Consider the following 21637-nt stretch of genomic DNA (forward strand, 5'->3'; position numbering starts at 1 on the left):
CACGTCCCGTGGGCGTGAAGCGGATAGCGCATGGCTATCCGGCGCGATAAACGCGCGGATACGACACAGTTTTCCAGCCGCGGGCGCGGACGGATGACTGGCGTCGTCTTCTTTCATCCGGACTATAACCGTCGGCTCTGGCGTTTCACCAGATCTGCTGACCCTTCGCCGTGCGGCGAAGGCGCTCGCGGGCTCGGCGCGTATCGCGCCATACCGCCGGTGGGGAATTGCACCCCGCCCCGAAGACGTTGGCCGCACAGTGCGGCCAGCGGCGAGTATAGCGCGGTGTTAGAATATCGGCAGCAAGAATCCGCCACCAAGAGTCCCCGATGATAGAAACCGACAAGCTGTTCGGCGCCGCGCCGGAGCGCCGCATCGTTACCCCGCAACGCGCGTCCGACCAGGAAGAGGCGCTGGAGCGCGCGCTGCGGCCCAAGCTCTTGGACGAGTATGTCGGCCAGAAGAAGGCGCGCGAGCAGCTGGAAATCTTCATCGAGGCGGCGAAGAAGCGCGGCGAGGCGCTGGACCATGTGCTGTTGTTCGGCCCGCCGGGCCTGGGCAAGACCACGCTGGCCCACATCGTGGCGCGCGAGATGGGCGTCAACCTGCGCCAGACGTCCGGCCCAGTGCTGGAGCGCGCCGGCGATCTGGCGGCATTGCTGACCAACCTTGAGCCGCACGATGTGCTGTTCATCGACGAAATCCACCGCCTGTCGCCGGTCGTCGAGGAAATCCTCTACCCGGCGCTGGAGGATTACCAGATCGACATCATGATAGGCGAGGGGCCGGCGGCGCGGTCGGTGAAGCTGGACCTGCCGCCGTTCACGCTGGTGGGCGCCACCACCCGCGCCGGCATGCTGACCAATCCGCTGCGCGACCGTTTCGGCATCGTCGCCCGGCTGGAGTTCTACAACGCCGAGGAGCTGACGCGCATCGTCAGCCGTTCGGCTGGCCTGCTCAACGTCACCTTGTCCGACGACGGCGCGTTTGAAGTGGCCAAGCGATCGCGCGGCACGCCGCGCATCGCCAACCGCCTGCTGCGCCGCGTGCGCGACTACGCCGAGGTGAAGGCCGACGGCGTGGTGACGGCAGCGGTGGCGGACGCCGCGCTGGCCATGCTGGACGTGGATCCGGCCGGCCTGGACGTGATGGACCGCAAGCTGCTGCAAGCCATTCTGGAGAAGTTTGGCGGTGGGCCGGTGGGGCTGGACAATGTCGCCGCGGCCATAGGCGAATCCACCGACACCATAGAAGACGTGATCGAACCGTTCCTGATCCAGCAGGGTTATCTGCAGCGCACGCCGCGCGGCCGCATGGCGACGGCCCAGGCCTATCTGCATTTCGGCTTGCCGGTCAAAGACGCTTGAGTTTGCGCCATGGCAAGCCAGGAAGCCGGTGGCGGGCATGCGAATCGCGTACAATGAATTTATTTGCACCGTAAGCGAGAGATCATGTTCTACGTGTTGTTCGCCACCATCCTGATCGTGGTGGTTGTGGCCGCTGTCGCCGCCGCCCGCTTCTTCGACCCGGCCGTGGCCAAGATTCTGGGCCGCACCTTGGGCCAGGAGCTGGCCGATGCCTGGCGCAAGTATGTGTTCTTCGCCATTGTCGTCAGCGGCATTTCCGGCGGCGTGCGGCCGTGGTCGCTGGAGCGCTACCTGGCGCCGGCGCCGGGAAAGGGCAGCACTCAGCTGGAGCTGAGCGGCCAGCGCTGGATGCTGGAGCTGTACACCGCAGGCATTGAAACGCTGCGCTCCATCGCCTGGGTGGTGCTGTTGTTCTTCCTGTTCGCGATGCTGGCCTATGTGATCATGCGGGCGGTCGAGTTCCGCCGCCAGGAAGCGGAAGGCCGTCGTCCGCACGAGATGGAGTGAGCTGCCGCAAGTCTGTCAGGAAACGCTGCGTTCTTGTCAGGCGTGTTTGGTTTTGTCGTCGGAAGCCAGCAGGCTTCATGCGCGATAAGGCGCTGGAAAAACAACCCCGTCCATGGACGGGGTTGTTTCATAAGCGCGGGCTCAGCGGCCGATCTTCACTTGCGACCACAGGCGGTTCAGCTCGCGGCGTGACTTCACGTCCAGATCTTTCAGCGCCACATACTTGCCCTTGGACGGCTCCAGCATGATCACCGGATTGGCCTTGATCTGCGGCTTGAAGAAGGCTTCGGCGGCCTTCACCGGATTGGTGGCACCGATCTGGTTGGAGATTTCCGCCGCGTTCCTGCCGTCCAGCATGAAGTTGATGAACTTGTGCGCCAGGTCCGGACGCGGCGCGTCCTTCAGGATGGTCATATTGTCGATGGCCAGCACATTGCCTTCCTTCTGCGGCTGGTAGGCCAGTTCGAACGGGCGCTTGGCTGCCTTGGCGTCCTGCTGCGCCTGGAACAGGTCATTCGAGTAGCCCAGCGCCACCCAGATATTGCCTACCGTCAGCTCCTTGATGTAGCTCTGGTTGTTGAACGCCGCCCAGTACGGCTTGGCCTGGCGGATCACCTCCGCCGCGGCCTTCCAGTCCGCCGGATTGGCGGAGTTGGCGTCCTTGCCCAGGTACATCAGCGCGGCGGCCATCAGCTCGCGCTGGCTGTCCAGCACCGTCACTTTGCCCTTGATCTTGGCCAGCACCGCCGGATCGAAGACCAAGGCCCAGCTGTTCGCCTTGTCGGCCACGCCGGCTTTCTTCAGCTGGGTGGCGTTATAGCCCAGCAGCGTCAGCGACACCACCGTGGGCGCGGCGTAGCGGTTGCCCGGGTCAAACGGCTGGTTCAGCGCCAGATAGCCGCTGTTCAGGTTTTTCCAGTTGGGCAGTTTGCTCTTGTCCAGAGGCTGCAGTTTGCCCTGCTTGAGCAGCGTGTTCACGGCGAAGGCGGTGGGGAACACCATGTCGTAGCCCTTGGCGCCGGCGGCCAGCTTGGCCAGCATTTCCTCGTTGTCGCCGTAGTAGTCCTGCACAAGCTTGCAGTTGCAGGATTGCTCGAAACGCTTGGCGGTATCCGCGGACAGCGCATTGTTCCAATTGTAGATGTGCAGCACATCCGCGGCGGATGCCGAACCCCAGGCTAGTGTCATCAGCGCCGAAAGAGCCAGCTTGTTCATACCATGTCATCCTTGTGATAGCGAAAAATGAAACCCCGGCCAGACACTGGCAGGGGTCGGGAAAACGTCGCGCCTCCCGCCGCGGGGAGGGCGCAGCGTGTTTACAAGGCCACCATATTGTCGCGGTGTATCAATTCCGGCTCGACGATGTAGCCGAGGGCGGCTTCGATCTCGCGGGTGCCCTTGCGCATGATCTGGCGCGCCTCGTCCGAACTGTAGTTGACCAGGCCGCGCGCCACCTCGTTTCCTTCCGCGTCGACGCAGGCTACCGCTTCGCCGCGCAGGAAGTCGCCCTCCACCGCGCTGACGCCCACCGGCAACAGGCTGGTGCCGCGTTCGCGGATGGCGCGGGCGGCGCCGTCGTCCAGCAGCAGGCGGCCGGCCAGTTTCAGGTGATCGGCCAGCCATTGCTTGCGCGCCGCCATGCGGTTGGTGGCGGCCACCAGCTGGGTGCCGATGGCTTCGCCGTCGGCCAGCCGCGACAGCACATGCGGCTCGCGGCCGCAGGCGATCACGGTGGCGGCGCCGCTGCGCGCGGCGCGCTTGGCGGCCAGGATCTTGGTGATCATGCCGCCTGTGCCGACGCTGGAGCCGGCGCCGCCGGCCATTTCTTCCAGCCGGGGATCGCCGGCCTCGGCCTCGTGGATGAATTCGGCGTCCGGGTGCTTGCGCGGGTCGGCGCTGAACAGGCCCTGCTGGTCGGTCAGGATCACCAGCGCATCGGCCTCGATCAGGTTGGTCACCAGCGCGCCCAGCGTGTCGTTGTCGCCAAAGCGGATTTCGCTGGTGACCACGGTGTCGTTCTCATTGATGATGGGCACCACATTGAGATTCAGCAGGCTCACCAGCGTGGAGCGGGCGTTCAGATAGCGGGTGCGGTCGGCCAGATCTTCGTGGGTCAGCAGAATCTGCGCCGTCTGCAGGCCAAAGGCGCGGAAGGCGCTCTCGTAGGCCTGGCACAGCCCCATCTGGCCCACGGCGGCCGCGGCTTGCAGCTCGTGTACGCCTTTGGGCCGCACGGTCCAGCCCAGCCGCTGGCAGCCTTCGGCTATGGCGCCGCTGGAAACCAGCACCACCTGCTTGCCGCGGCGTTTCAGTTCGGCGATTTCGGCGGCCCAGCGCGCCAGAGCGGACAGGTCCAGGCCCTTGCCGTCGTTGGTCACCAGGCTGGAGCCGACTTTGACCACGATACGGTCGGAAGCGTGAATCACCGAATGCATCGACAGACCTCTCTATTAAAGCAAATGATTATAGAGAGCTCAGTGTACCCGAAAAAGGGCTGGGCTTGAGCGAGGCTTGAGCCAAGTCAAAACAGCTCGCTGGGGCGATATTCCATCAGCTGGAAATACGGCGATTGCTGATGCAGCTTGCTTGTGCGGATCAAACGCTCGCCATCGGCGGCGCGCAGCCGGAACTCGCGCAACTGGCTGAACGGCCGCCCCACCATTTCCAGCAACTCTGGATGGTTGCCGTGCGGTGGCAGCAGCAGGCAGCGCTGATACGTGTCGCCGTGGTAGGTGATGCTAGGCATGACCAGGGCAGGCGCCGGCGCAGGGCAGAGAACCTCCACGCCGCATTCGATTTCCTTGCCGGTCGGCTGCATCAGCACCCAGCGCACGGCGCATAAGCGGGCGGCCTCTGGCTGGTCCGGCGGGTTGATCAGCAGGATTTCGCCGGCGCGCAGCGGTTGTTCGCGCGGCACGCCGCGCAGCAGATAGCCGCTGTCGCTGTGGTTGACGATGGTCATCAGGCACGGGAGCGGCGGGGGGCGCAAGCGCGAGGTTTCTTCGGTCGCGCCGGCGCCGGGCAATTGCCAGCTGCCGCCATTGACGCGGTGCCAGATCTGGGCGGTGCCGGCGATGACTTCCACCGCGCCTTGCGCGGATTCGCGGCTGTGTTTGCGCCGCCGTGGACGTTGCCAGGCTTCGCTGAGTTGGGTCAGTACGTGGATTTCTTCGTTGACCTGCCCGCCGGAGGCCGCCGCGCCGGCTTTCTGCAACTGCTCCAGGCTGCGGCGCATGCTGGCCAAGGCGCCCGCCATTTCCAACAAGTAGCAGGCGTGCGGCAGCGCGGCGGCGCTGGCCAGCAGGTAGCGCGGCGGCGCATCTTCCTGCGGGTCCAACAGGTAGCCGTGACGGTTTTCGTCCAGTTCGCCCACCGGCAGCAGCGTCACCTGCTTGGCCAGGCTGTAAACCAGTTGCCGGGCCAGCTGCATTTCGGCAGGCGACAAGCGATTGGTGGCGGTCAGCCCCAGCAGCAGGATCTGCCGGTAGATGTCGGCCAGGGTGTCGTCATTGGCCAGCGAGCGGTCTTGCCAGCTCTTTTCCCGCGCGATCTCATACAGCTGATGGCAATCCAGCCAGAAGCCGTCCGGCAGCGGGCAATAGTATTGCTGATAGAGGTTCAGGCATTGCCGCGCCGCCATCATGGTATACAGCAGCAGCCCCACCTTGGGCTGTTCGCGCTCCAGCAGGCCGGGGCGGGCCAGCTTGTCCTGCAGCGCCTGCTTGAAGCCGATGAACAAATTGGAAAACAGCTTGACGCCGACCACCGCCAACTGGCGGCTCTTGGGCGAGGACAGGATGTCGCTGTGCTGGGTTTCGCCTTCCAGCAGCGGGTAATAACGGTCCAGCGCCTTCAGGTACAGCATCAGCAGCTTGTAGCGCAGCATCGGCTCCAGCGGCGTGCGTCCCAGGTGGTACAGCGCCTGCGCCAGCAGACGGCCGCATTCCAGCAAGTCGGTGTAAGGCAGCCGCTCCAGCCAGGCTTCCACGCTGGCGGGCTGGGTGTCGACGAGTTGCGGGTCCATATTCCTCTTTGGCAAGGCAAGCCACAGCATCCAGACCAGGCTAAGGCATCAGGATTTGGCATGCGATTGGTATTGCGTGGCCGCGGCAAGGTTTTCATGGCAGAGCAGTGGCGTCGCCCCCTGTGCGGGCTTCGCCGGCCTGCACCTCGTCCAGTGCCTCCAGGCTGGCATCGACCAGCCACTGCATTTCTTCGCCGCTCAGTGTGTACGGCGGCATGAAGTAGACCGTCTTTCCGATGGGCCGCAACAAGCATCCGCGTTTCAGCATGGCCGAAAAATAGGCCAATGCAAAGTCCGTGCGCGAAGTCTCCACGTCGAAGGCCCAGATCATGCCGCGCTGACGGAAATGGCGCACATCCGGCCGCTGGCGCAGCGGCTGCATGCGGCGGGTAAAGTCCTCCGCCAGGATGCGGTTGGCTTCCAGCACGTTTTCGTCTTCAAAGATGTCCAGCACCGCCAGCGCCGCGGCGCAGGCCAGCGCGTTGCCGGTATAGCTGTGCGAGTGCAAAAAGCCGCGCGCCACGTCGTCATGGTAAAAGGCTTGGTAGACATCGTCCCGCGTCAGCACGCAGGACAGCGGCAAAAAGCCGCCGGTGATGCCCTTGGACAGGCACAGGAAGTCCGGCGCGACGCCGGCCTGCTGGCAGGCGAAGAAGCTGCCGGTGCGGCCGAAGCCGACTGCGATTTCGTCGGCGATCAAGTGCACCTGGTATTGATCGCACAGCCGGCGCAATTCCGTCAGATAGACCGGATCGTACATCGCCATCCCGGCCGCGCCCTGCACCAGCGGCTCCACGATGACGGCGGCGATCTCATGGCTGCGTTTGGCCAGCAGATTGCCCAGCGATTGGGCGGCGCGGCGGGCCACATCGGCGGCCGTTTCTCCGGGCGCGGCCTGCCGGGCATCCGGCGACGGCGCGCGCAGGCTGGGTTTCAGCAGATCGGCGTAGGTGGACGAGAAAATCGGCACATCGGTCACCGCCAGCGCGCCGACCGTTTCGCCGTGGTAGCTGTTTTCCAGGCTGACGAAGCGCGTCTTTTGCGGCTGGCCGCTGTTTTTCCAATAATGGAAGCTCATCTTCAGCGCGATCTCCGTCGCGCTGGCGCCATCGGAGCCATAAAAGGCATGGCCCAAGCCAGACAGCGCGGCCAGCCGCTCGGACAACTCCACCACCGGGCGGTGGGTGAAGCCGGCCAGCATCACGTGCTCCAGGCTGTCCAATTGTTCGCGTATCGCCTGCTTGATACGCGGATGGCTGTGGCCGAACAGATTGACCCACCAGGAGCTGACGCCGTCCAGATAGCGCTTGCCGTCAAAATCGGTCAGCCAGACGCCATCCGCGCTGGCGATGGGGATGATGGGCAGGCTTTCGTGGCGCTTCATCTGCGTGCACGGGTGCCATACGGCGGCGCGGCTGCGTTCCAGCCAGGCTTGGTTGCTCATGGGGGCCTCCTGTGGGGTGATGGCCGATGCTAACACAGGGCGGGAAAATGACCGATGTGACGAAAAACGTCAGTTTATGCCGTCTGGCGGCCGATCAATCGACATGCGCGCAGCGTAAAATCACGGCGAAGCAGGGTGGCATGCTTCCTGCTGTATGGTTTGACAGAGAAAGAAGACGCGCAGCACGCGTCCGTTTTTTGAAGAAGAGGCGGGCAAGCCGCGCGGATTGCGCGGCGCCTTGCCAGACTCAAGCTTGACTAGACCATGGAGTTCAACATGAAGAAAAGACAAATCCAGCAGGGTTTCACCCTGATCGAATTGATGATCGTGGTGGCGATTGTCGGTATCTTGGCTGCGATTGCGATTCCCTCGTATCAGAATTATACCGCTCGGGCTCGGGTAACTGAAGGTTTGAGCGTTGCAGATGCTGCCAAAGTTTCGGTATCGGAATCTGCTGTAAATGGTAATACAAAATACAGTTCAGGCTATACCTTTGGTCAGGCAACTAAGAATGTTTCTGGGGTTTCAGTTTCGGATACCACCGGTGCGATTACTGTTACTTTTCAATCTAACGTCGCAGCATCTGGCGCTAATACCTTGATGTTGGTGCCTTACTATGTGGCAAGTGGTGGTACTAATACCGCTTTGCCAGATAGCTCATCTGCTACGAATGCAGCGGTGACGAGTCAGATTCTATGGCAGTGCTTGACAGCAAGTAGCACGGCAAAGGTTGGTAGTAACGCTGCTACATTAGCATCTAGTATGGCCCCGGCAGAGTGCCGTTAATTTTTTAACATGATTTAAGGTGAGGCGGGCAGATACTTCTGCCCGTTTTTTTTGGAATATCTTTATGCGAACCATGTGGCTTCAATGTCTATTAGTGACATCCGTTTCCTTGCCATTTTTCAATCCTTGGCATTTTCAGCCGGTAGGCGATTGGGTAAGTAGTGCTGCATGTATAAGTCTGGCAGGACTTGGTTTGCTTGGTTTGTGTTTCTATAACATAAAAGGTCAAACTTCTAATTGTAAAGCTGCATTTTTCTTCATTTTCCTATTCAGTTTGCTACAGTTGCTAAGGCTGCAGTACAGCCTGCCTTTTTCTGTCCTTGCGTTATTTTTTCTGGCCATAGTTAGTTTGGCCGTTGCACAGTTTGAAAGCAATCAACGTAATCAGCTTATTCTTTGTATCGCATCAGTTGTCCTCGCCGCGGCCTTGTTGCAGTCGGTGCTGGGCTTCATCCAGGCATTAGGGCTGGCCCCGCTCGCGCGTGGTTGGGTGCTGTTCAATCCGGGTTCTAGCGATGTGATTGGCAACTTCGGCCAGCGCAACCAGCTGGCGCAGTTTTTGGGTTGGGGAGCCGTTTCCGCCGCCTACCTGTACGCTACGGGCCGCATGGGGCGAGTGGCGACGGGCAGCGCGGTGCTGGTGCTGGCGCTGCTGATGAGCTGGACCGGCGCGCGGCTGCCGCTGGCGTACGGTTTGGGCCTGGCCTTGCTGGCCTGGTTCTGGCATCGACGCGTGCCGCAGGACGAGACTGTGGCGCGCATGGCCTGCGCCTTGGCTTGGTCGGTGCTGGCCCTCGCCTTGATCCAGATATTCAACCAGCAGATTGATAGCGTTTTGCAAGCCATCGGCTTGCCCATCCATGTGCAGAGCGGTTCCGACCGCTTGCTGGACGCTGGTTTCGGAGCGCGCCGCCGCATCGAATGGAGCAAGGCCTGGGAGGTGTTCACGCAGCATCCGTGGCTTGGCGTGGGGCTGGGCGGTTATGCTTGGCATTCCGCTTGGCTGGAGGCGTACGGCGGTTGGCCCAAGGTGCCGGAGAGCTGGCTGTTTACCCATTCCCATAATCTGATTTTCCAGCTGCTGGCGGAAACCGGTCTGGTTGGTACTTTGCTTGCGGTGGGTGGTTTGCTGTGCTGCCTGCTGCCGTATTTCCGGCGCGGCGAGCAGACGGCAGACAATCTGCTGCTGATCAGCATCGCCATGATGTTGCTGGGGCATTCGATGTTTGAATACCCGCTGTGGTATCTGCCCTTCCTGCTGATGCTGGTGATCATTTGCACGCTGAGTCCCGCCAAAGGTTGGACGGTGCAATTGAGCGGGCGCTTCCGGCAAGTCTTGGGCTTGAGCGCAGGCGTGCTGGCCCTGGCCTATGTGGCAAGCGGCATCCTGCCTTACCGGCAGCTGATCCAGAATTTCACGCCGCGCAACGAGAATACCTTGCAGGCCAGTTTGGACAACGCCAAGCGCTCGCTGAAACTGTCCGAGTTGTCGCGCAATCCGTTGTGGAGCTGGGAAGCGGATTTGGGCATGGTCAACTATTTGCAGCCGGACGGCATCATGCGCGATTTGCAACTGGAACTCGCGGAGCGCGTGGCGCGCTACCAACCGTTTCCGACCGTGCTGATCAAGCTGTCCATCCTGCGCGCCTTGAATGGCCAGGCCGAGCCGGCCAAGCAGGCGCTGACGATGGCGATTGCCAATTACCCGGATTACACGCCGCTGTTCCAGCATGAGCTGGCGCGTTACCGCCAGCCAGAGCTGAAGCCTTTGCAGGACATGGCCTCCAAGGCGGTGAAAGCCGGCGCGGCGCAGGGCGGGGCCACCGACCCCGGCCGCCTCGCCGCCGTGATGACCGTCGCCTCCCCGGTGACGCGCCAGCCTATCTTCTGAGCCTTGTAACAGCCCGAAACATATGGTGTGTTCAATGGAGCCGGCGCATGCGGTATGCTGCCGGCTCCGCTGTTTCCAACCTCTGGTCTGCCATGACTTTTCAGAAACTATCCGAGCGCCTGGCGCTGCTGGCGCTGGGCTTGATCGCCATCGTGCCGTTCGCCTCGCGCGTGCACTTTGTGCCGCTGCCGCAGTGGTTCGGCGAAATCAATGTGATCTGGCTGCTGTTGGCCGCCGGCGTCTTGCTGATGCCGTCCGGCCGCTTGTTCGACGCCATGCCGCGCGCCAGCTGGTGGTGCCTGTTGCTGGCGGCGGTGTGGGCGCTGCAGCCGCAATTCGTTCACCTCTTGTTCCCGGGCATGAGCTACGTCACCGCGTTGGGCTGGCTGTCGCTGGCCTTGCTGGCCTCGGTGACGGCGTCGCTGCGCGGCGCGTTCGGCGAGCGGGAGTTTGCGGTATGGCTGGCGCGCGCCATCGTCGTGGGCGGCCTGGTGCAGTCGTTGATCGGCACGGCCCAGGTGACCGGGCTGGCGCCGGTGCTGGGCCTGTTCTATGACAGCTCCCACCCCACCAGCAATATCTTCGGCCATATCGGCCAGCGCAATCAGTATGCCCATTACTTGATGTGGTCGGTGCTGTCCGGCGTTTACCTGTTCGCTGTGGGCCGCCTGGGCCGCAACTGGCTGATCGCTTTGGTGCTGTGGATGTCGCTGATGCTGGCTTGGGCCGGCTCGCGCTCCATTTTGCTGTATCTGGTTGCGATGTCGGCGCTGGCGGGCCTGTGGTACTGGCGCAACCGCGATGAAGCGCTGGGCCGGCTGATGAAGGCGATGTGGCTGACCAGCGTGGTGATCGTCGCCGCGCAGTTCGCCTTGCCGCTGTTCAATCATTTGATCTCCCTGCTGACCCACACCGACGTGGAAAACGCTTCCGGCGTGGCGCGGCTGGCGGCCAATGGCGACGATATGGGCGCGCGCCGCTTCGCCGAGATGCACAAGGCCTGGCTGACTTTCCAGGCGCATCCGCTGTGGGGCGTGGGTTGGTCGCAATACGCGGCGGAGAGCGTGCGCCTGCAGCCGCTGCCGCAGTTCGCCGCGGCCGGCTACAACAGCGGCTTGTTCACCAACGCGCATAATCTGGTGATGCAGCTGTTGGCGGAAATGGGCGGCCCGGCCACGGCGCTGGTGGTGGGCGGCTTCCTGTGGGTGGTGCTGCCGTTCTTCCGCCGCGCGGCGACGCCGGAGGGCGTGCTTGCCTTGGGCTGCGTGGCGGTGACCTTGACCCATAGCATGCTGGAGTACCCGCTGTGGTACTTCTACTTCCTGGCGATGCTGGTGATCTTCGTCGCTATGGCGCCGCGCGACGAGAAGCTGCCGGCGCCCTGGTTGCGCTTGCCGCTCTTGGGCGCGCTGGTGTGGGTGGGTTGGTTGTCCATCAGCACCACGCCGATGTTCTGGGAGCTGGTCAATCTGTATACGCCCACCGGCAACGCGCAAAAGGATGCCAAGCGCAGCGAGCGGCTGATCGAAATCATCGAAACCAAGCCCTTGTTCGCCTATCACGCCTTGTACACGCTGGACGATTATCTGCCGATCACCCGCGACAATCTGAAGCAGAAGCTGGCGCTGGAGGACAGGCTGACCGCCTTCCGTCCGTACCCGGACGTGATGCTGAAGCGCGCGCAGATGGAGATTCTGGCGGGCCAGAAGGCCAAGGCAGAGCAGACGCTGCGCACCACGCTGGCGTCGTTCCCCACTTACGCCGGCCAGTTCATCGAGACGCTGGGCGACGCGAACCCGGAATGGGAGCCGCTGCGCAAGATCAGCCGTGAAGCCTACGACAAGTTGCCGGCCAAGTTCCGCACCTTGCAGGAGTGATAGGCATGCGCTCGCCGGATGGCGGGCAAATAAAAAGCCGCTCGATGGTTCGAGCGGCTTTTTTTCGGGCGGTGAGCGGGACTTAGTTGTCCAGCACCACGCCTTCGCTCAGCGCGTTTTTCATTTTGCTCAGCGCCTTGGCTTCGATCTGGCGGATGCGTTCGGCGGATACGCCGAATTCCGCCGCCAGCTCGTGCAGCGTGGAGCCGCTGTCGTCGGCCAGCCAGCGCGCTTCGACGATGCGGCGGCTGCGCGCGTCCAGCGTGGACAGCGCGTATTCCAGGCCTTCGGACTGCAAATGATCGAAGGCGCGGCGTTCCAGCGCGCGCGTCGGCTCGCTATGGCTGTCGGCCAGCCAGTCGATCGGCGCGTAGCTGTCGTCGTCGTCGGAATCGCCGATCAGCGAGACGTCCTGGCCGTTCATGCGGATTTCCATCTCGCGCACTTCCTCGGGCTTGACGCCCAGATCGGCGGCGATGGATTTGGCTTCCTGTTCGGACAGGGCGGAGAAACCGCTCTTCATGCTGCGCAGGTTGAAGAACAGCTTGCGCTGCGGCTTGGTGGTGGCGATGCGCACCAGACGCCAGTTGCGCAGGATGAATTCGTGGATCTCGGCCTTGATCCAGTGGATGGCGAACGAGAACAGGCGCACGCCGCGGCCCGGTTCAAAGCGTTTGACCGCCTTCATCAGGCCGATATTGCCTTCCTGGATCAGATCGGCTTGCGGCAGGCCGTAGCCGGCATAGCCGCGAGCGACGGACACCACCACGCGCAGGTGCGACAGCACCATTTGCCGCGCCGCTTCCAGATCGTTTTCCTGCTGGAAACGGGTTGCGAGCTCGGTTTCCTGCTCCTGCGTCAGCATCGGCACGCTGTTGACGGCCTGGATATACTGTTCCAGGCTGCCGCTGGTCGACGGGACGGGAAGGGCAAATGTTGTGTTCATTGCGATGGCTACCTCCTTGGGTAGTGCTATCTTAGCACTCGTGTATTGAGAGTGCTAGCAAGGAAAGGTTCCCGAGTCAATGATTTTTAACAATCGGCTCGATAGCTATTTTGTCTATTTGGGTTCGACCTTGCGCAGATGGTGGTCCGCGGCCAGCCGCGCGCCCAGCATCGCCAGCAGCGCGGAGATGCCGATCAGGGCCGCCAGCTCCAGCGGCGTCAGGACGCGCAGTTCCACCCGTTCGCCGTACAGCATGGCGAATTCGCGGATGGCCGGATTGGCCATCGACGATAGCCAGCACGACAGGCCCCAAGCCAGCAGGGCGGCCAGCACCCCCTGCCACAGCGCATGGTACAGGAAGGGACGCCGGATGAAGCTATCCGTGGCGCCGATCAGCTTGGATACCTCGATCTCATCCTGCCGCGCCAGAATCTGCATGCGGATGGCGTTGTGCGTCACCAGCACCAGCGCCAGGCCCAGCGCCGCGGCGAGGAAGGCGGTCAGCTTCTGGCCCATCTCCACCATGCCGTACAGCCGTTTGGCCCAATGGGCGTCGAACTGAGCTGTTTCCACCATCGGCAGGCCGGACAGCTCCTTCTGCAGCATTTCCATTTCGCGGGGTTCCAGCGTCTTGGGCGTCACGACGAAGGCATCGGGCAGCGGGTTGCCTTCCAGTCCATCGGACAGGCCGGACAGACCATTGCGCTGTTCCAGATCTTGCAATGCCTTGCCCTTGCTGACAAAAGTGAAGCTTTTCACCTTGGGGTGGTGGGCCAGCGTGGTTTGCACGGCGGCGATGTCCGCCTCCTCGGCGGACAGCTCCATGAACAAGGTGATCTGCGGCGTGGCGGTCAGGCGGCCCACCCAATCCTGCACGCTGCTGACGGCCAGATACAGCGACAAGGGCAGGGCCAGCGCCAAGGCCAGCATCAACAGCGTCAACATGCTGCCGAATGGTTGGCGCAGGATCTTGAGCAGCGCCAGTTTGGCGCTTTGCCAGTTCAGATAGAGAAAGTGTTTCATGCGGCGAACTGTCCTTCCCTCAGGCGGATGATGCGGCGGCCGTAATCTTCCATCAGGGTTTCGTCATGGGCGGAGATCAGCACCGTCACGCCCACCTGGTGGAAGGATTTGAACAACTCCATGATGTCCAGCGCGTAGGCGCGGTCCAGGTTGGCTGACGGCTCGTCCGCCAGCAGGATGCTGGGGCGGTGCACCACGGCGCGCGCGATGCACAGCCGTTGCTGTTCGCCGCCGGACAGGCGGATCGGCATCATTTTTTCCTTGTTCAGCAGGCCCACCTTGTCCAGCGCGGCGCGCACGCGCTTGGCCGCGTCGCGGCGGTCGAAGCCTATGATGTCCAGCGGCAGCATCACGTTGTCGAACACGCTGCGGTCGAACAGGATTTTATGATCCTGAAAAACCATGCCCAGATGCTGGCGCACATAAGGCAGCTGGCTGCCGCGCAGCTTGGACAGGTTCTGGCCATTGACCAGCACGCCGCCGCTGGTGGCGCGCTCGATGCCGGCGATCAGCTTGAGCAGGGTGGACTTGCCGGCGCCGGAGTGGCCGGCCAGAAACACCATTTCGCCGGTTTCTATGGTGAACGACAGGTTCTTCAGGGCTTCGTTGCCGCCTGGGTAGCGCTTGGTGACCTGGTCGAACTGTATCATTGAGATTTCCCGCTTGTTGGCTGAGAAAGGCGGCCGCATCGGCAGCCGCGATCATGTTATTCGAACAGCGCGTCGATGTAGTCGCGGCTATTGAATGGCCGCAGATCGTCAATGCTTTCGCCCACGCCGACGAAGCGCAGCGGAATCGGCCGCTGCTTGGCGATGGCGGCGATCACGCCGCCCTTGGCCGTGCCGTCCAGCTTGGTCAGGATCAGGCCGGTCAGGCCCAGCGCATCGTCGAAGGCCTTCACCTGATTGACGGTGTTCTGGCCGATATTGGCGTCCAGCACCAGCACCACCTCGTGCGGCGCGTCCGGCAGCGCCTTCTGGATCACGCGCTTCACCTTCTTGATCTCCTCCATCAGGTGCAGCTGCGTCGGCAGGCGGCCGGCGGTGTCCGCCAGAACGATGTCGATGCCGCGCGCCATGGCGGCCTGGATCGCGTCATAGCAGACGGCGGCCGAGTCGCCGCCCTGTTGCGCGATCACCGTCACGTTGTTGCGTTCGCCCCAGGCGATCAGCTGTTCGCGCGCGGCGGCGCGGAAGGTGTCGCCGGCGGCCAGCAGCACGCTCTTGCCCTGGCTCTGGTAATACTTGGCCAGTTTGCCGATGGAAGTGGTCTTGCCGGCGCCGTTGACGCCGGTCATCATGATCACGAACGGTTTCTTGCCTTCCACGTTCAGCGGCACCTGCAGCGGCCCGATCAGGTCCTGCAGCGAATCCTTCAGCGCGCCTTTCAGTTCCGATGCGTCTTTCAAACCCTTCAGCGACACGCGTTCGCGCACATCCTTCAATAGATGGACCGTGGCATCCATGCCCATGTCGGCGGTCAGCAGCACCGTTTCCAGGTCTTCGTACAGTTCCTCGTCGATCTTGCCGCCGCCGAACAGGCCGGCCAGCTGCTTGCCCAGCTTGTCGCGGGTTTTGGACAGACCGGCCTTCAGGCGTTCGGTCCAGCTCATTTTCTTCAGCGGCGCGGTTTCCTCCGCATGCTGCGGCGGGGCGCTGATTGTTGCAGCCTCGGCTGCCGGGGCGACAGTTTCGACGAGTGCGGGCGCTGCGGCGGAAGGCGCCGGCGTTTCCGCTGCGGGCTGCGGGATGGCGGGCGCTACGTCTTCGATAGCGGCCGTTGGCTGCGCCGGAGTCTCGATTTGCGGCGTTTCCACCGGCTTGGGCTTTTTCTTGAAGAAGCTGAACATGCGTAAATGAACCAGGGAAAAGCGATAAATGACTAAATTGTATCCTCAAACGGCGTCTCGTACAGGCTTGTGCGCATGGGATCGAAGCGATTCACGCAAAACATATATAAGGAATAGCCCGGAATTTCGTCGGGGACGCGACAGATTTGCCGGCAAAGCAGCGTGAAAGAGGCGCTAAAGTGCTGATCGGGTTAAACTCCTGCCCTTGTTTCAAAAAGACGAGAGTCATGAGTCAGTCACGTAACAAGGTCCGAATCATTGGCGGCGAGTTCCGACGCCGCTTGTTGCCTTTCCCTGATGCGGCCGGACTGCGGCCGACGCCGGATCGCGTCCGCGAGACGCTGTTTAACTGGTTGGGCCAGGATTTGTATGGAAAAAACTGCCTGGATTTGTTCGCCGGCAGCGGCGCGCTGGGCTTTGAGGCCGCGTCGCGCTCGGCGCGGCGCGTGGTGATGGTGGAGAAGTCGCGGCAGGTGTGCGAATCGCTGCAGGCGAACCGGCAGTTGCTGCAGGCTGGCGCGTTGGAAGTGATGAGCGGCGACGCGCTGCTGTATTTGAAGAACTGCCGCGAGCGCTTCGATGTCATTTTCGTAGATCCGCCCTACGACTCCGATTTGTTGCAGCAGGCGCTGCCGCTCTTGGCGCAGTGCCTGTCCGAAGGCGGGGTGGCGTACGTCGAGGCCCGTCAATGGCCGGACGCGCTGCCGGAAGGGCTGGCGCTGCTCAAGCGTGACAAGGCCGGCATGGTGCAGTACGGCCTGCTGGGGCGCGTCTCGGACTAGCGCCTTCAGTCCCGCGCCCGTCTAACGATATAACCAGCGCGCCCTTGCGACTGGCGGCGGCGGGTGACAGAATTCACGATGTGGAATACTTGAGGAAATTACTATGTCTTTGATCATTACCGACGAGTGCATCAACTGCGACGTCTGTGAGCCGGAGTGCCCCAATAACGCGATCTCGCAAGGCGAAGAGATCTATCAGATCGACCCCAATCTGTGCACTCAGTGCGTCGGCCACTACGATGAGCCGCAGTGCCAGCAGGTCTGTCCGGTCGATTGCATCCCGCTCGATCCGTCGCATCCGGAGACCAAGGATGAGCTGTACCAAAAGTATCTGAAAATTTCCGGCCAGGCTTGATTCCGGCAAGTGATTGATAAAAAAGAAGATGCCCCATCCTGGGTGGGGCGTTTTTTATTTTCAGGACGGAAACTGTAATTTTTTTCGCAAAAGGTGTTGACGGCCTGCAAGGCCATCTATAATATTCGGGTCTCTTTCAGGAGGGATTCCCGAGCGGTCAAAGGGATCAGACTGTAAATCTGACGGCTCTGCCTTCGAAGGTTCGAATCCTTCTCCCTCCACCAGATTTAGAAAAGCGCTTGGCAGTGAAGCATCGCTGTCTAGTTGTGAAGCCAGGCGGGTGTAGCTCAATGGTAGAGCAGAAGCCTTCCAAGCTTACGACGAGGGTTCGATTCCCTTCACCCGCTCCAAGCGTTTGATATAGCCTGTTTAGGGCCCATGTAGCTCAGGGGTAGAGCACTCCCTTGGTAAGGGAGAGGTCGGCAGTTCAATTCTGCCCATGGGCACCACCGTTTAAATTTAGCTTGTTTCGTATTCAGGAAATTTGCCATGGCTAAGGAAAAGTTCGAGCGGACCAAACCGCACGTAAACGTCGGCACCATCGGTCACGTTGACCATGGTAAAACCACTCTGACCGCCGCTATCACCACCATTCTGTCCAAGAAGTTCGGTGGCGAAGCTAAGGATTACTCCCAGATCGATAGCGCGCCGGAAGAGAAGGCTCGTGGTATTACCATCAATACCGCGCACGTTGAATACGAAACCGAATCGCGCCACTACGCTCACGTGGACTGCCCGGGTCACGCCGACTACGTTAAGAACATGATTACCGGTGCTGCCCAGATGGACGGCGCTATCCTGGTTTGCTCGGCCGCTGATGGTCCGATGCCGCAAACCCGCGAACACATCCTGCTGTCCCGTCAGGTTGGCGTGCCGTACATCATCGTTTACCTGAACAAGGCTGACCTGGTTGACGACGCTGAGCTGCTGGAACTGGTGGAAATGGAAGTGCGCGATCTGCTGTCTTCCTACGACTTCCCGGGCGACGACACTCCGATCGTGATCGGTTCCGCGCGTCTGGCGCTGGAAGGCGACCAATCCGAAATGGGCGAACCGTCCATCTTCCGTCTGGCTGCTGCTCTGGACTCCTACATCCCGACTCCGGAACGCGCCATCGACAAGCCGTTCCTGCTGCCGATCGAAGACGTGTTCTCGATCTCCGGCCGCGGCACCGTGGTGACTGGTCGCGTTGAGCGCGGCATCGTCAAGGTTGGCGAAGAGCTGGAAATCGTGGGTCTGAAGGCTACCGCCAAGACCACCTGCACCGGCGTGGAAATGTTCCGCAAGCTGCTGGACCAAGGTCAAGCCGGCGACAACGTGGGCGTGCTGCTGCGCGGCACCAAGCGTGAAGACGTCGAGCGCGGCCAGGTTCTGGCCAAGCCGGGTTCCATCACCCCGCACACCGAGTTCCAAGCTTCCGTGTACGTGCTGTCCAAGGACGAAGGTGGCCGTCACACCCCGTTCTTCGCGAACTACCGTCCGCAGTTCTACTTCCGTACGACCGACGTGACCGGCGCGATCAAGCTGGCAGAAGGCGTGGAAATGGTAATGCCGGGCGACAACGTGGAAATCTCCGTTGAGCTGATCGCACCGATCGCCATGGAAGAAGGTCTGCGCTTCGCTATCCGCGAAGGCGGGCGTACCGTCGGCGCCGGCGTGGTTGCCAAGATTCTGAAGTAAGGTTTATAGGCCAGTAGCTCAATTGGTAGAGTATCGGTCTCCAAAACCGAGGGTTGGGGGTTCGAGACCCTCCTGGCCTGCCAATTAAGACCAGCCGGCGCTCTGCGCCGGTTGGTCTTTTGTCGCATATGCGAGAGAAGATTCGACATGGAAATGCAAGATAAGATCAAGTTGTACGTAGCTGGTCTTGTGGTTGTTGCCGGCATCGTCGGCTTTTACCTGATCCCGGAAGGGCAAGGGCTGCTGCGCGTGCTGGCTTTCATCGTATCTGTTTTGCTGGCTGCTGGCGTAGTATGGACGTCTGCTCCTGGCAAGGGGCTGGTGGTCTATGCCAACGAGTCGATTGTCGAGGCTCGTAAGGTGGTATGGCCGACGCGCAAGGAGGCGACCCAGGTGACGCTGATGGTGTTTGTATTCGTCGCGGTGCTGGCGCTCTTCATGTGGCTGGTGGATTCCAGCCTGTCCTGGCTGTTTTACGATGTGATTCTCGGTCGAGGTAGATAATGGCAAAGCGCTGGTATGTGGTACACGCTTATTCGGGTTTTGAGAAGAGCGTGCAAAAGGCGCTGCGTGAACGTATCGAGCGTTCCGACATCGCAGACCAATTTGGTCAGATTCTGGTGCCGGTGGAAGAGGTTGTGGACGTCAAGAACGGCCGCAAGTCCATCACCGAGCGCAAGTTCTTCCCGGGCTATGTGCTGGTGGAAATGGAAATGACCGACGATACCTGGCACTTGGTGAAGAGTACGCCCAAGGTGACCGGTTTTGTCGGCGGCACGGCCAACCGCCCGGCCCCGATTTCCAAGAAGGAAGTCGAAGCCATCATGCAGCAGATGCAAGAGGGCGTGGAAAAGCCGAAGCCGAAAGTCTTGTTCGAAGTCGGTGAGCGCGTGCGCGTCATCGATGGCCCGTTCAATGACTTCAATGGCTCGGTGGATGAAGTCAATTACGAGCGCAACAAGTTGCGCGTGTCGGTGCAGATCTTCGGTCGCGACACGCCGGTTGAGCTGGAATTCGGCCAGGTCGAAAAGCTGTAATATTTCGCTTGGCAAGACTTTTGAAAGCGTGTAACATGTTGCGCTTTCGTCCGGGGAGCGAAGTTCTCTTTGCGCTATACCCATTTTAGGAGCTTTAATCGTGGCAAAGAAAATTGTCGGCTATATCAAGCTGCAAGTGCCCGCTGGCAAGGCCAACCCGTCGCCTCCGATCGGTCCGGCACTGGGTCAGCGCGGTCTGAACATCATGGAATTCTGCAAGGCTTTCAATGCTCAAACCCAGGGCATGGAGCCGGGCATGCCGATTCCGGTTGTGATCACCGCTTACGCAGACAAGTCCTTCACCTTCACCATGAAGACGCCGCCGGCGACCTTCCTGCTGAAGAAGGCTGCTGGGATCAAGTCCGGCTCCTCCAAGGCGCATGCTGACAAGGTTGGTAAAGTGACCCGCGCTCAGCTGGAAGAAATCGCCAAGACCAAGCAGGCGGATCTGACCGCTGCTGATCTGGATGCCGCTGTTCGCACCATCGCCGGCTCCGCCCGTTCGATGGGTCTGGAAGTGGAGGGCGTATAACATGGCTAAGATCTCCAAGCGCATGCAGGCGCTGAAGGCTACCGTTGATCGCAACAAGCTGTACGCTGTTGACGAGGCTATCGCCCTGGTTAAGGCTGCTGCCACCGCCAAGTTCGACGAGTCGATCGACATCTCCGTGAACCTGGGCGTGGATCCGCGTAAATCCGACCAAGTGGTCCGTGGTTCCGTGGTTCTGCCGCGCGGCACTGGCAAGTCGGTACGCGTTGCCGTATTTGCTCAAGGCGCCAACGCCGAAGCCGCCAAGGCTGCCGGCGCTGAAGTGGTCGGTTTTGAAGACCTGGCCGAGCAAGTGAAGGCTGGCAACCTGGACTTCGACGTGGTGATCGCTTCTCCGGACGCGATGCGTGTTGTGGGTCAGCTGGGCCAGATCCTGGGTCCGCGTGGCCTGATGCCGAACCCGAAGGTTGGCACGGTTACCCCGAACGTCGCCGAGGCTGTGAAGAACGCCAAGGCCGGTCAGGTTCAGTACCGTACCGACAAGGCTGGTATCATTCACGCCACCATCGGCCGCGCTTCCTTCGAAGCCGAAGCCCTGCGTGAAAACTTCTCCGCTCTGGTTGATGCCCTGGTGAAAGCCAAGCCGGCAGCTTCCAAGGGCGTGTATCTGAAAAAGATCGCCGTTTCCAGCACCATGGGCATCGGCGCTCGCGTAGATACCGCTACCGTCAGCGCCTAATCGCGTTGCCGGAGCATGATCGGGCGGCGAAAGCCGCCTGGTTAAAGGCTTTGGGCTGGCAGGCTTGTCTGCCAGATTGTCAAAGACCGTAGGTGCCGCAAGGCTTAATAGCAGATTGGCCGGTACGGAAATCCGCATCCTACGCAGATGGTGTACCCGAAACAGGCTTCTTAAGTTCAAGGCTCATGTAGCTCAGGGGTAGAGCACTCCCTTGGTAAGGGAGAGGTCGGCGGTTCAATTCCGCCCATGAGCACCAGTTCTTTTTGATGTCTCCTGATACAGGTCGCCGCTGCAAAGCGAGGCGAAAATCCTTTCGTCTCATTTCAGTCTAGGAGGTAGACCTTGAGTCTCAATATCGAAGATAAAAAGGCGGTAGTCGCTGAAGTATCTGCCCAGCTGGCAGAAGCTCAGACCCTCGTTATCGCTGAATATCGGGGCATCGAGGTTAGCAGCATGACCAAACTCCGCGCTCAGGCGCGCGAGAACGGCGTTTACCTGCGCGTTCTGAAGAACACGCTGGTGCGTCGCGCTGTGGAAGGCACTCCGTTTGCCGGCTTGGCTGACCAAATGGTCGGTCCGCTGGTTTACGCCGTTTCCGCCGACCCGGTTGCTGCTGCCAAGGTGCTGCATCAATTTGCCAAGGCTGACGACAAGATCATCGTCAAGGCCGGTTCCTACGATGGCAAGGTGCTGAACGCTGCTCAGGTTGCTGAGCTGGCGTCCATCCCGAGCCGCGAAGAACTGCTGTCCAAGCTTCTCTACGTTATGCAGGCTCCGGTCGCTGGCTTCGCCCGCGCGCTGGCTGCATTGGCCGAGAAGCAAGCCGAAGCCGCTTAACTT

The 21637-nt window shown here is 61.3% G+C and carries 21 protein-coding genes, 5 tRNA genes and 1 riboswitch; of the genes, 18 read left to right on the forward strand and 8 right to left on the reverse strand.

The features are described 5' to 3' along the window. Nucleotides 1-101 precede the first annotated feature (101 nt). Nucleotides 102-251, reverse strand: a riboswitch (FMN riboswitch). Between the two features lie 78 nt (nt 252-329). Together ruvB and BI343_RS07415 are read left to right on the forward strand one after the other, a co-directional pair. Continuing rightward, nucleotides 330-1367 (forward strand): Holliday junction branch migration DNA helicase RuvB, encoded by a 1038-nt coding sequence (ruvB, locus tag BI343_RS07410; protein ID WP_043627494.1) that lies wholly within the window; start codon nt 330-332, stop codon nt 1365-1367. A gap of 84 nt (nt 1368-1451) precedes the next feature. Further along, the gene (locus BI343_RS07415) at nt 1452-1874 is read left to right on the forward strand and encodes a hypothetical protein (protein WP_071109248.1); all 423 of its coding nucleotides are present in this window, start codon (nt 1452-1454) and stop codon (nt 1872-1874) included. Between the two features lie 141 nt (nt 1875-2015). Here the strand turns inward: BI343_RS07415 and BI343_RS07420 are convergent, their stop codons facing one another. The 4 genes from BI343_RS07420 to BI343_RS07435 all read right to left on the reverse strand — a co-directional run bounded on the left by BI343_RS07420 (nt 2016) and on the right by BI343_RS07435 (nt 7342). Continuing rightward, nucleotides 2016-3089, reverse strand: a complete 1074-nt coding sequence (locus BI343_RS07420; protein ID WP_071109249.1) for an ABC transporter substrate-binding protein — start codon at nt 3087-3089, stop codon at nt 2016-2018. A gap of 101 nt (nt 3090-3190) precedes the next feature. Next, the gene (proB, locus tag BI343_RS07425) at nt 3191-4309 is read right to left on the reverse strand and encodes a glutamate 5-kinase (protein WP_071109250.1); all 1119 of its coding nucleotides are present in this window, start codon (nt 4307-4309) and stop codon (nt 3191-3193) included. An 86-nt stretch (nt 4310-4395) separates the two neighbouring features. Next, nucleotides 4396-5898 (reverse strand): hypothetical protein, encoded by a 1503-nt coding sequence (locus BI343_RS07430; protein WP_071109251.1) that lies wholly within the window; start codon nt 5896-5898, stop codon nt 4396-4398. A gap of 94 nt (nt 5899-5992) precedes the next feature. Further along, nucleotides 5993-7342: an adenosylmethionine--8-amino-7-oxononanoate transaminase gene (locus BI343_RS07435; protein ID WP_071109252.1), complete on the reverse strand. Its 1350-nt coding sequence runs from the start codon at nt 7340-7342 to the stop codon at nt 5993-5995. A gap of 276 nt (nt 7343-7618) precedes the next feature. Between BI343_RS07435 and BI343_RS19275 the strand changes: the two genes are divergently transcribed. The 3 genes from BI343_RS19275 (at nt 7619) to BI343_RS07445 (ending at nt 11896) form a co-directional block, all read left to right on the forward strand. Continuing rightward, the gene (locus BI343_RS19275) at nt 7619-8128 is read left to right on the forward strand and encodes a pilin (RefSeq protein ID WP_083340865.1); all 510 of its coding nucleotides are present in this window, start codon (nt 7619-7621) and stop codon (nt 8126-8128) included. 427 nt (nt 8129-8555) lie between these two features. Next, nucleotides 8556-10019, forward strand: a complete 1464-nt coding sequence (locus BI343_RS07440; RefSeq protein WP_071109253.1) for a PglL family O-oligosaccharyltransferase — start codon at nt 8556-8558, stop codon at nt 10017-10019. A 92-nt stretch (nt 10020-10111) separates the two neighbouring features. Then, a complete protein-coding gene (locus tag BI343_RS07445; protein ID WP_071109254.1) occupies nt 10112-11896 on the forward strand; it encodes a PglL family O-oligosaccharyltransferase in 1785 nt (594 codons plus the stop codon). Between the two features lie 82 nt (nt 11897-11978). On the opposite strand, the gene rpoH is transcribed toward BI343_RS07445, so the two are convergent. The 4 genes from rpoH to ftsY all read right to left on the reverse strand — a co-directional run bounded on the left by rpoH (nt 11979) and on the right by ftsY (nt 15714). After that, nucleotides 11979-12842 (reverse strand): RNA polymerase sigma factor RpoH, encoded by an 864-nt coding sequence (gene rpoH / locus BI343_RS07450; protein WP_071109255.1) that lies wholly within the window; start codon nt 12840-12842, stop codon nt 11979-11981. A 114-nt stretch (nt 12843-12956) separates the two neighbouring features. Beyond that, the gene (gene ftsX, locus BI343_RS07455) at nt 12957-13865 is read right to left on the reverse strand and encodes a permease-like cell division protein FtsX (protein WP_043627477.1); all 909 of its coding nucleotides are present in this window, start codon (nt 13863-13865) and stop codon (nt 12957-12959) included. Next, complete coding sequence (gene ftsE / locus BI343_RS07460) at nt 13862-14515, reverse strand: cell division ATP-binding protein FtsE (protein WP_043627476.1); 654 nt, start codon at nt 14513-14515, stop codon at nt 13862-13864. The genes ftsX and ftsE overlap by 4 nt, the downstream gene beginning before the upstream one ends. Nucleotides 14516-14571: 56 nt before the next feature. Next, complete coding sequence (gene ftsY, locus BI343_RS07465) at nt 14572-15714, reverse strand: signal recognition particle-docking protein FtsY (RefSeq protein ID WP_071109256.1); 1143 nt, start codon at nt 15712-15714, stop codon at nt 14572-14574. A gap of 227 nt (nt 15715-15941) precedes the next feature. Here ftsY and rsmD point away from each other — a divergent pair, with 227 nt between their 5' ends. The 13 genes from rsmD (at nt 15942) to rplJ (ending at nt 21634) form a co-directional block, all read left to right on the forward strand. Further along, nucleotides 15942-16496: a 16S rRNA (guanine(966)-N(2))-methyltransferase RsmD gene (gene rsmD, locus BI343_RS07470; protein WP_071109257.1), complete on the forward strand. Its 555-nt coding sequence runs from the start codon at nt 15942-15944 to the stop codon at nt 16494-16496. A gap of 103 nt (nt 16497-16599) precedes the next feature. Then, complete coding sequence (locus BI343_RS07475) at nt 16600-16851, forward strand: YfhL family 4Fe-4S dicluster ferredoxin (protein ID WP_043627471.1); 252 nt, start codon at nt 16600-16602, stop codon at nt 16849-16851. A gap of 139 nt (nt 16852-16990) precedes the next feature. Continuing rightward, nucleotides 16991-17075: transfer RNA gene (locus BI343_RS07480), tRNA-Tyr, on the forward strand. 52 nt (nt 17076-17127) lie between these two features. After that, nucleotides 17128-17201: transfer RNA gene (locus tag BI343_RS07485), tRNA-Gly, on the forward strand. A gap of 24 nt (nt 17202-17225) precedes the next feature. Further along, nucleotides 17226-17300, forward strand: a tRNA-Thr gene (locus BI343_RS07490). A gap of 40 nt (nt 17301-17340) precedes the next feature. Beyond that, a complete protein-coding gene (gene tuf, locus BI343_RS07495; RefSeq protein WP_071109258.1) occupies nt 17341-18531 on the forward strand; it encodes an elongation factor Tu in 1191 nt (396 codons plus the stop codon). A gap of 7 nt (nt 18532-18538) precedes the next feature. Beyond that, nucleotides 18539-18614: transfer RNA gene (locus tag BI343_RS07500), tRNA-Trp, on the forward strand. A 64-nt stretch (nt 18615-18678) separates the two neighbouring features. Then, on the forward strand, nt 18679-19035 hold the full coding sequence (secE, locus tag BI343_RS07505; RefSeq protein ID WP_083340862.1) for a preprotein translocase subunit SecE: 357 nt from the start codon (nt 18679-18681) through the stop codon (nt 19033-19035). Continuing rightward, a complete protein-coding gene (gene nusG / locus BI343_RS07510) occupies nt 19035-19568 on the forward strand; it encodes a transcription termination/antitermination protein NusG (protein WP_021479133.1) in 534 nt (177 codons plus the stop codon). The genes secE and nusG overlap by 1 nt, the downstream gene beginning before the upstream one ends. Nucleotides 19569-19668: 100 nt before the next feature. Continuing rightward, a complete protein-coding gene (gene rplK / locus BI343_RS07515) occupies nt 19669-20100 on the forward strand; it encodes a 50S ribosomal protein L11 (protein WP_071109259.1) in 432 nt (143 codons plus the stop codon). Between the two features lies 1 nt (nt 20101). Further along, nucleotides 20102-20797: a 50S ribosomal protein L1 gene (rplA, locus tag BI343_RS07520; protein WP_043629979.1), complete on the forward strand. Its 696-nt coding sequence runs from the start codon at nt 20102-20104 to the stop codon at nt 20795-20797. 181 nt (nt 20798-20978) lie between these two features. After that, nucleotides 20979-21053, forward strand: a tRNA-Thr gene (locus tag BI343_RS07525). An 86-nt stretch (nt 21054-21139) separates the two neighbouring features. Further along, on the forward strand, nt 21140-21634 hold the full coding sequence (rplJ, locus tag BI343_RS07530; protein ID WP_043629983.1) for a 50S ribosomal protein L10: 495 nt from the start codon (nt 21140-21142) through the stop codon (nt 21632-21634). Nucleotides 21635-21637 lie beyond the last annotated feature (3 nt).

Origin of the sequence: Chromobacterium amazonense, from assembly GCF_001855565.1 — a bacterium.
GTDB classification, from domain to species: domain Bacteria; phylum Pseudomonadota; class Gammaproteobacteria; order Burkholderiales; family Chromobacteriaceae; genus Chromobacterium; species Chromobacterium amazonense.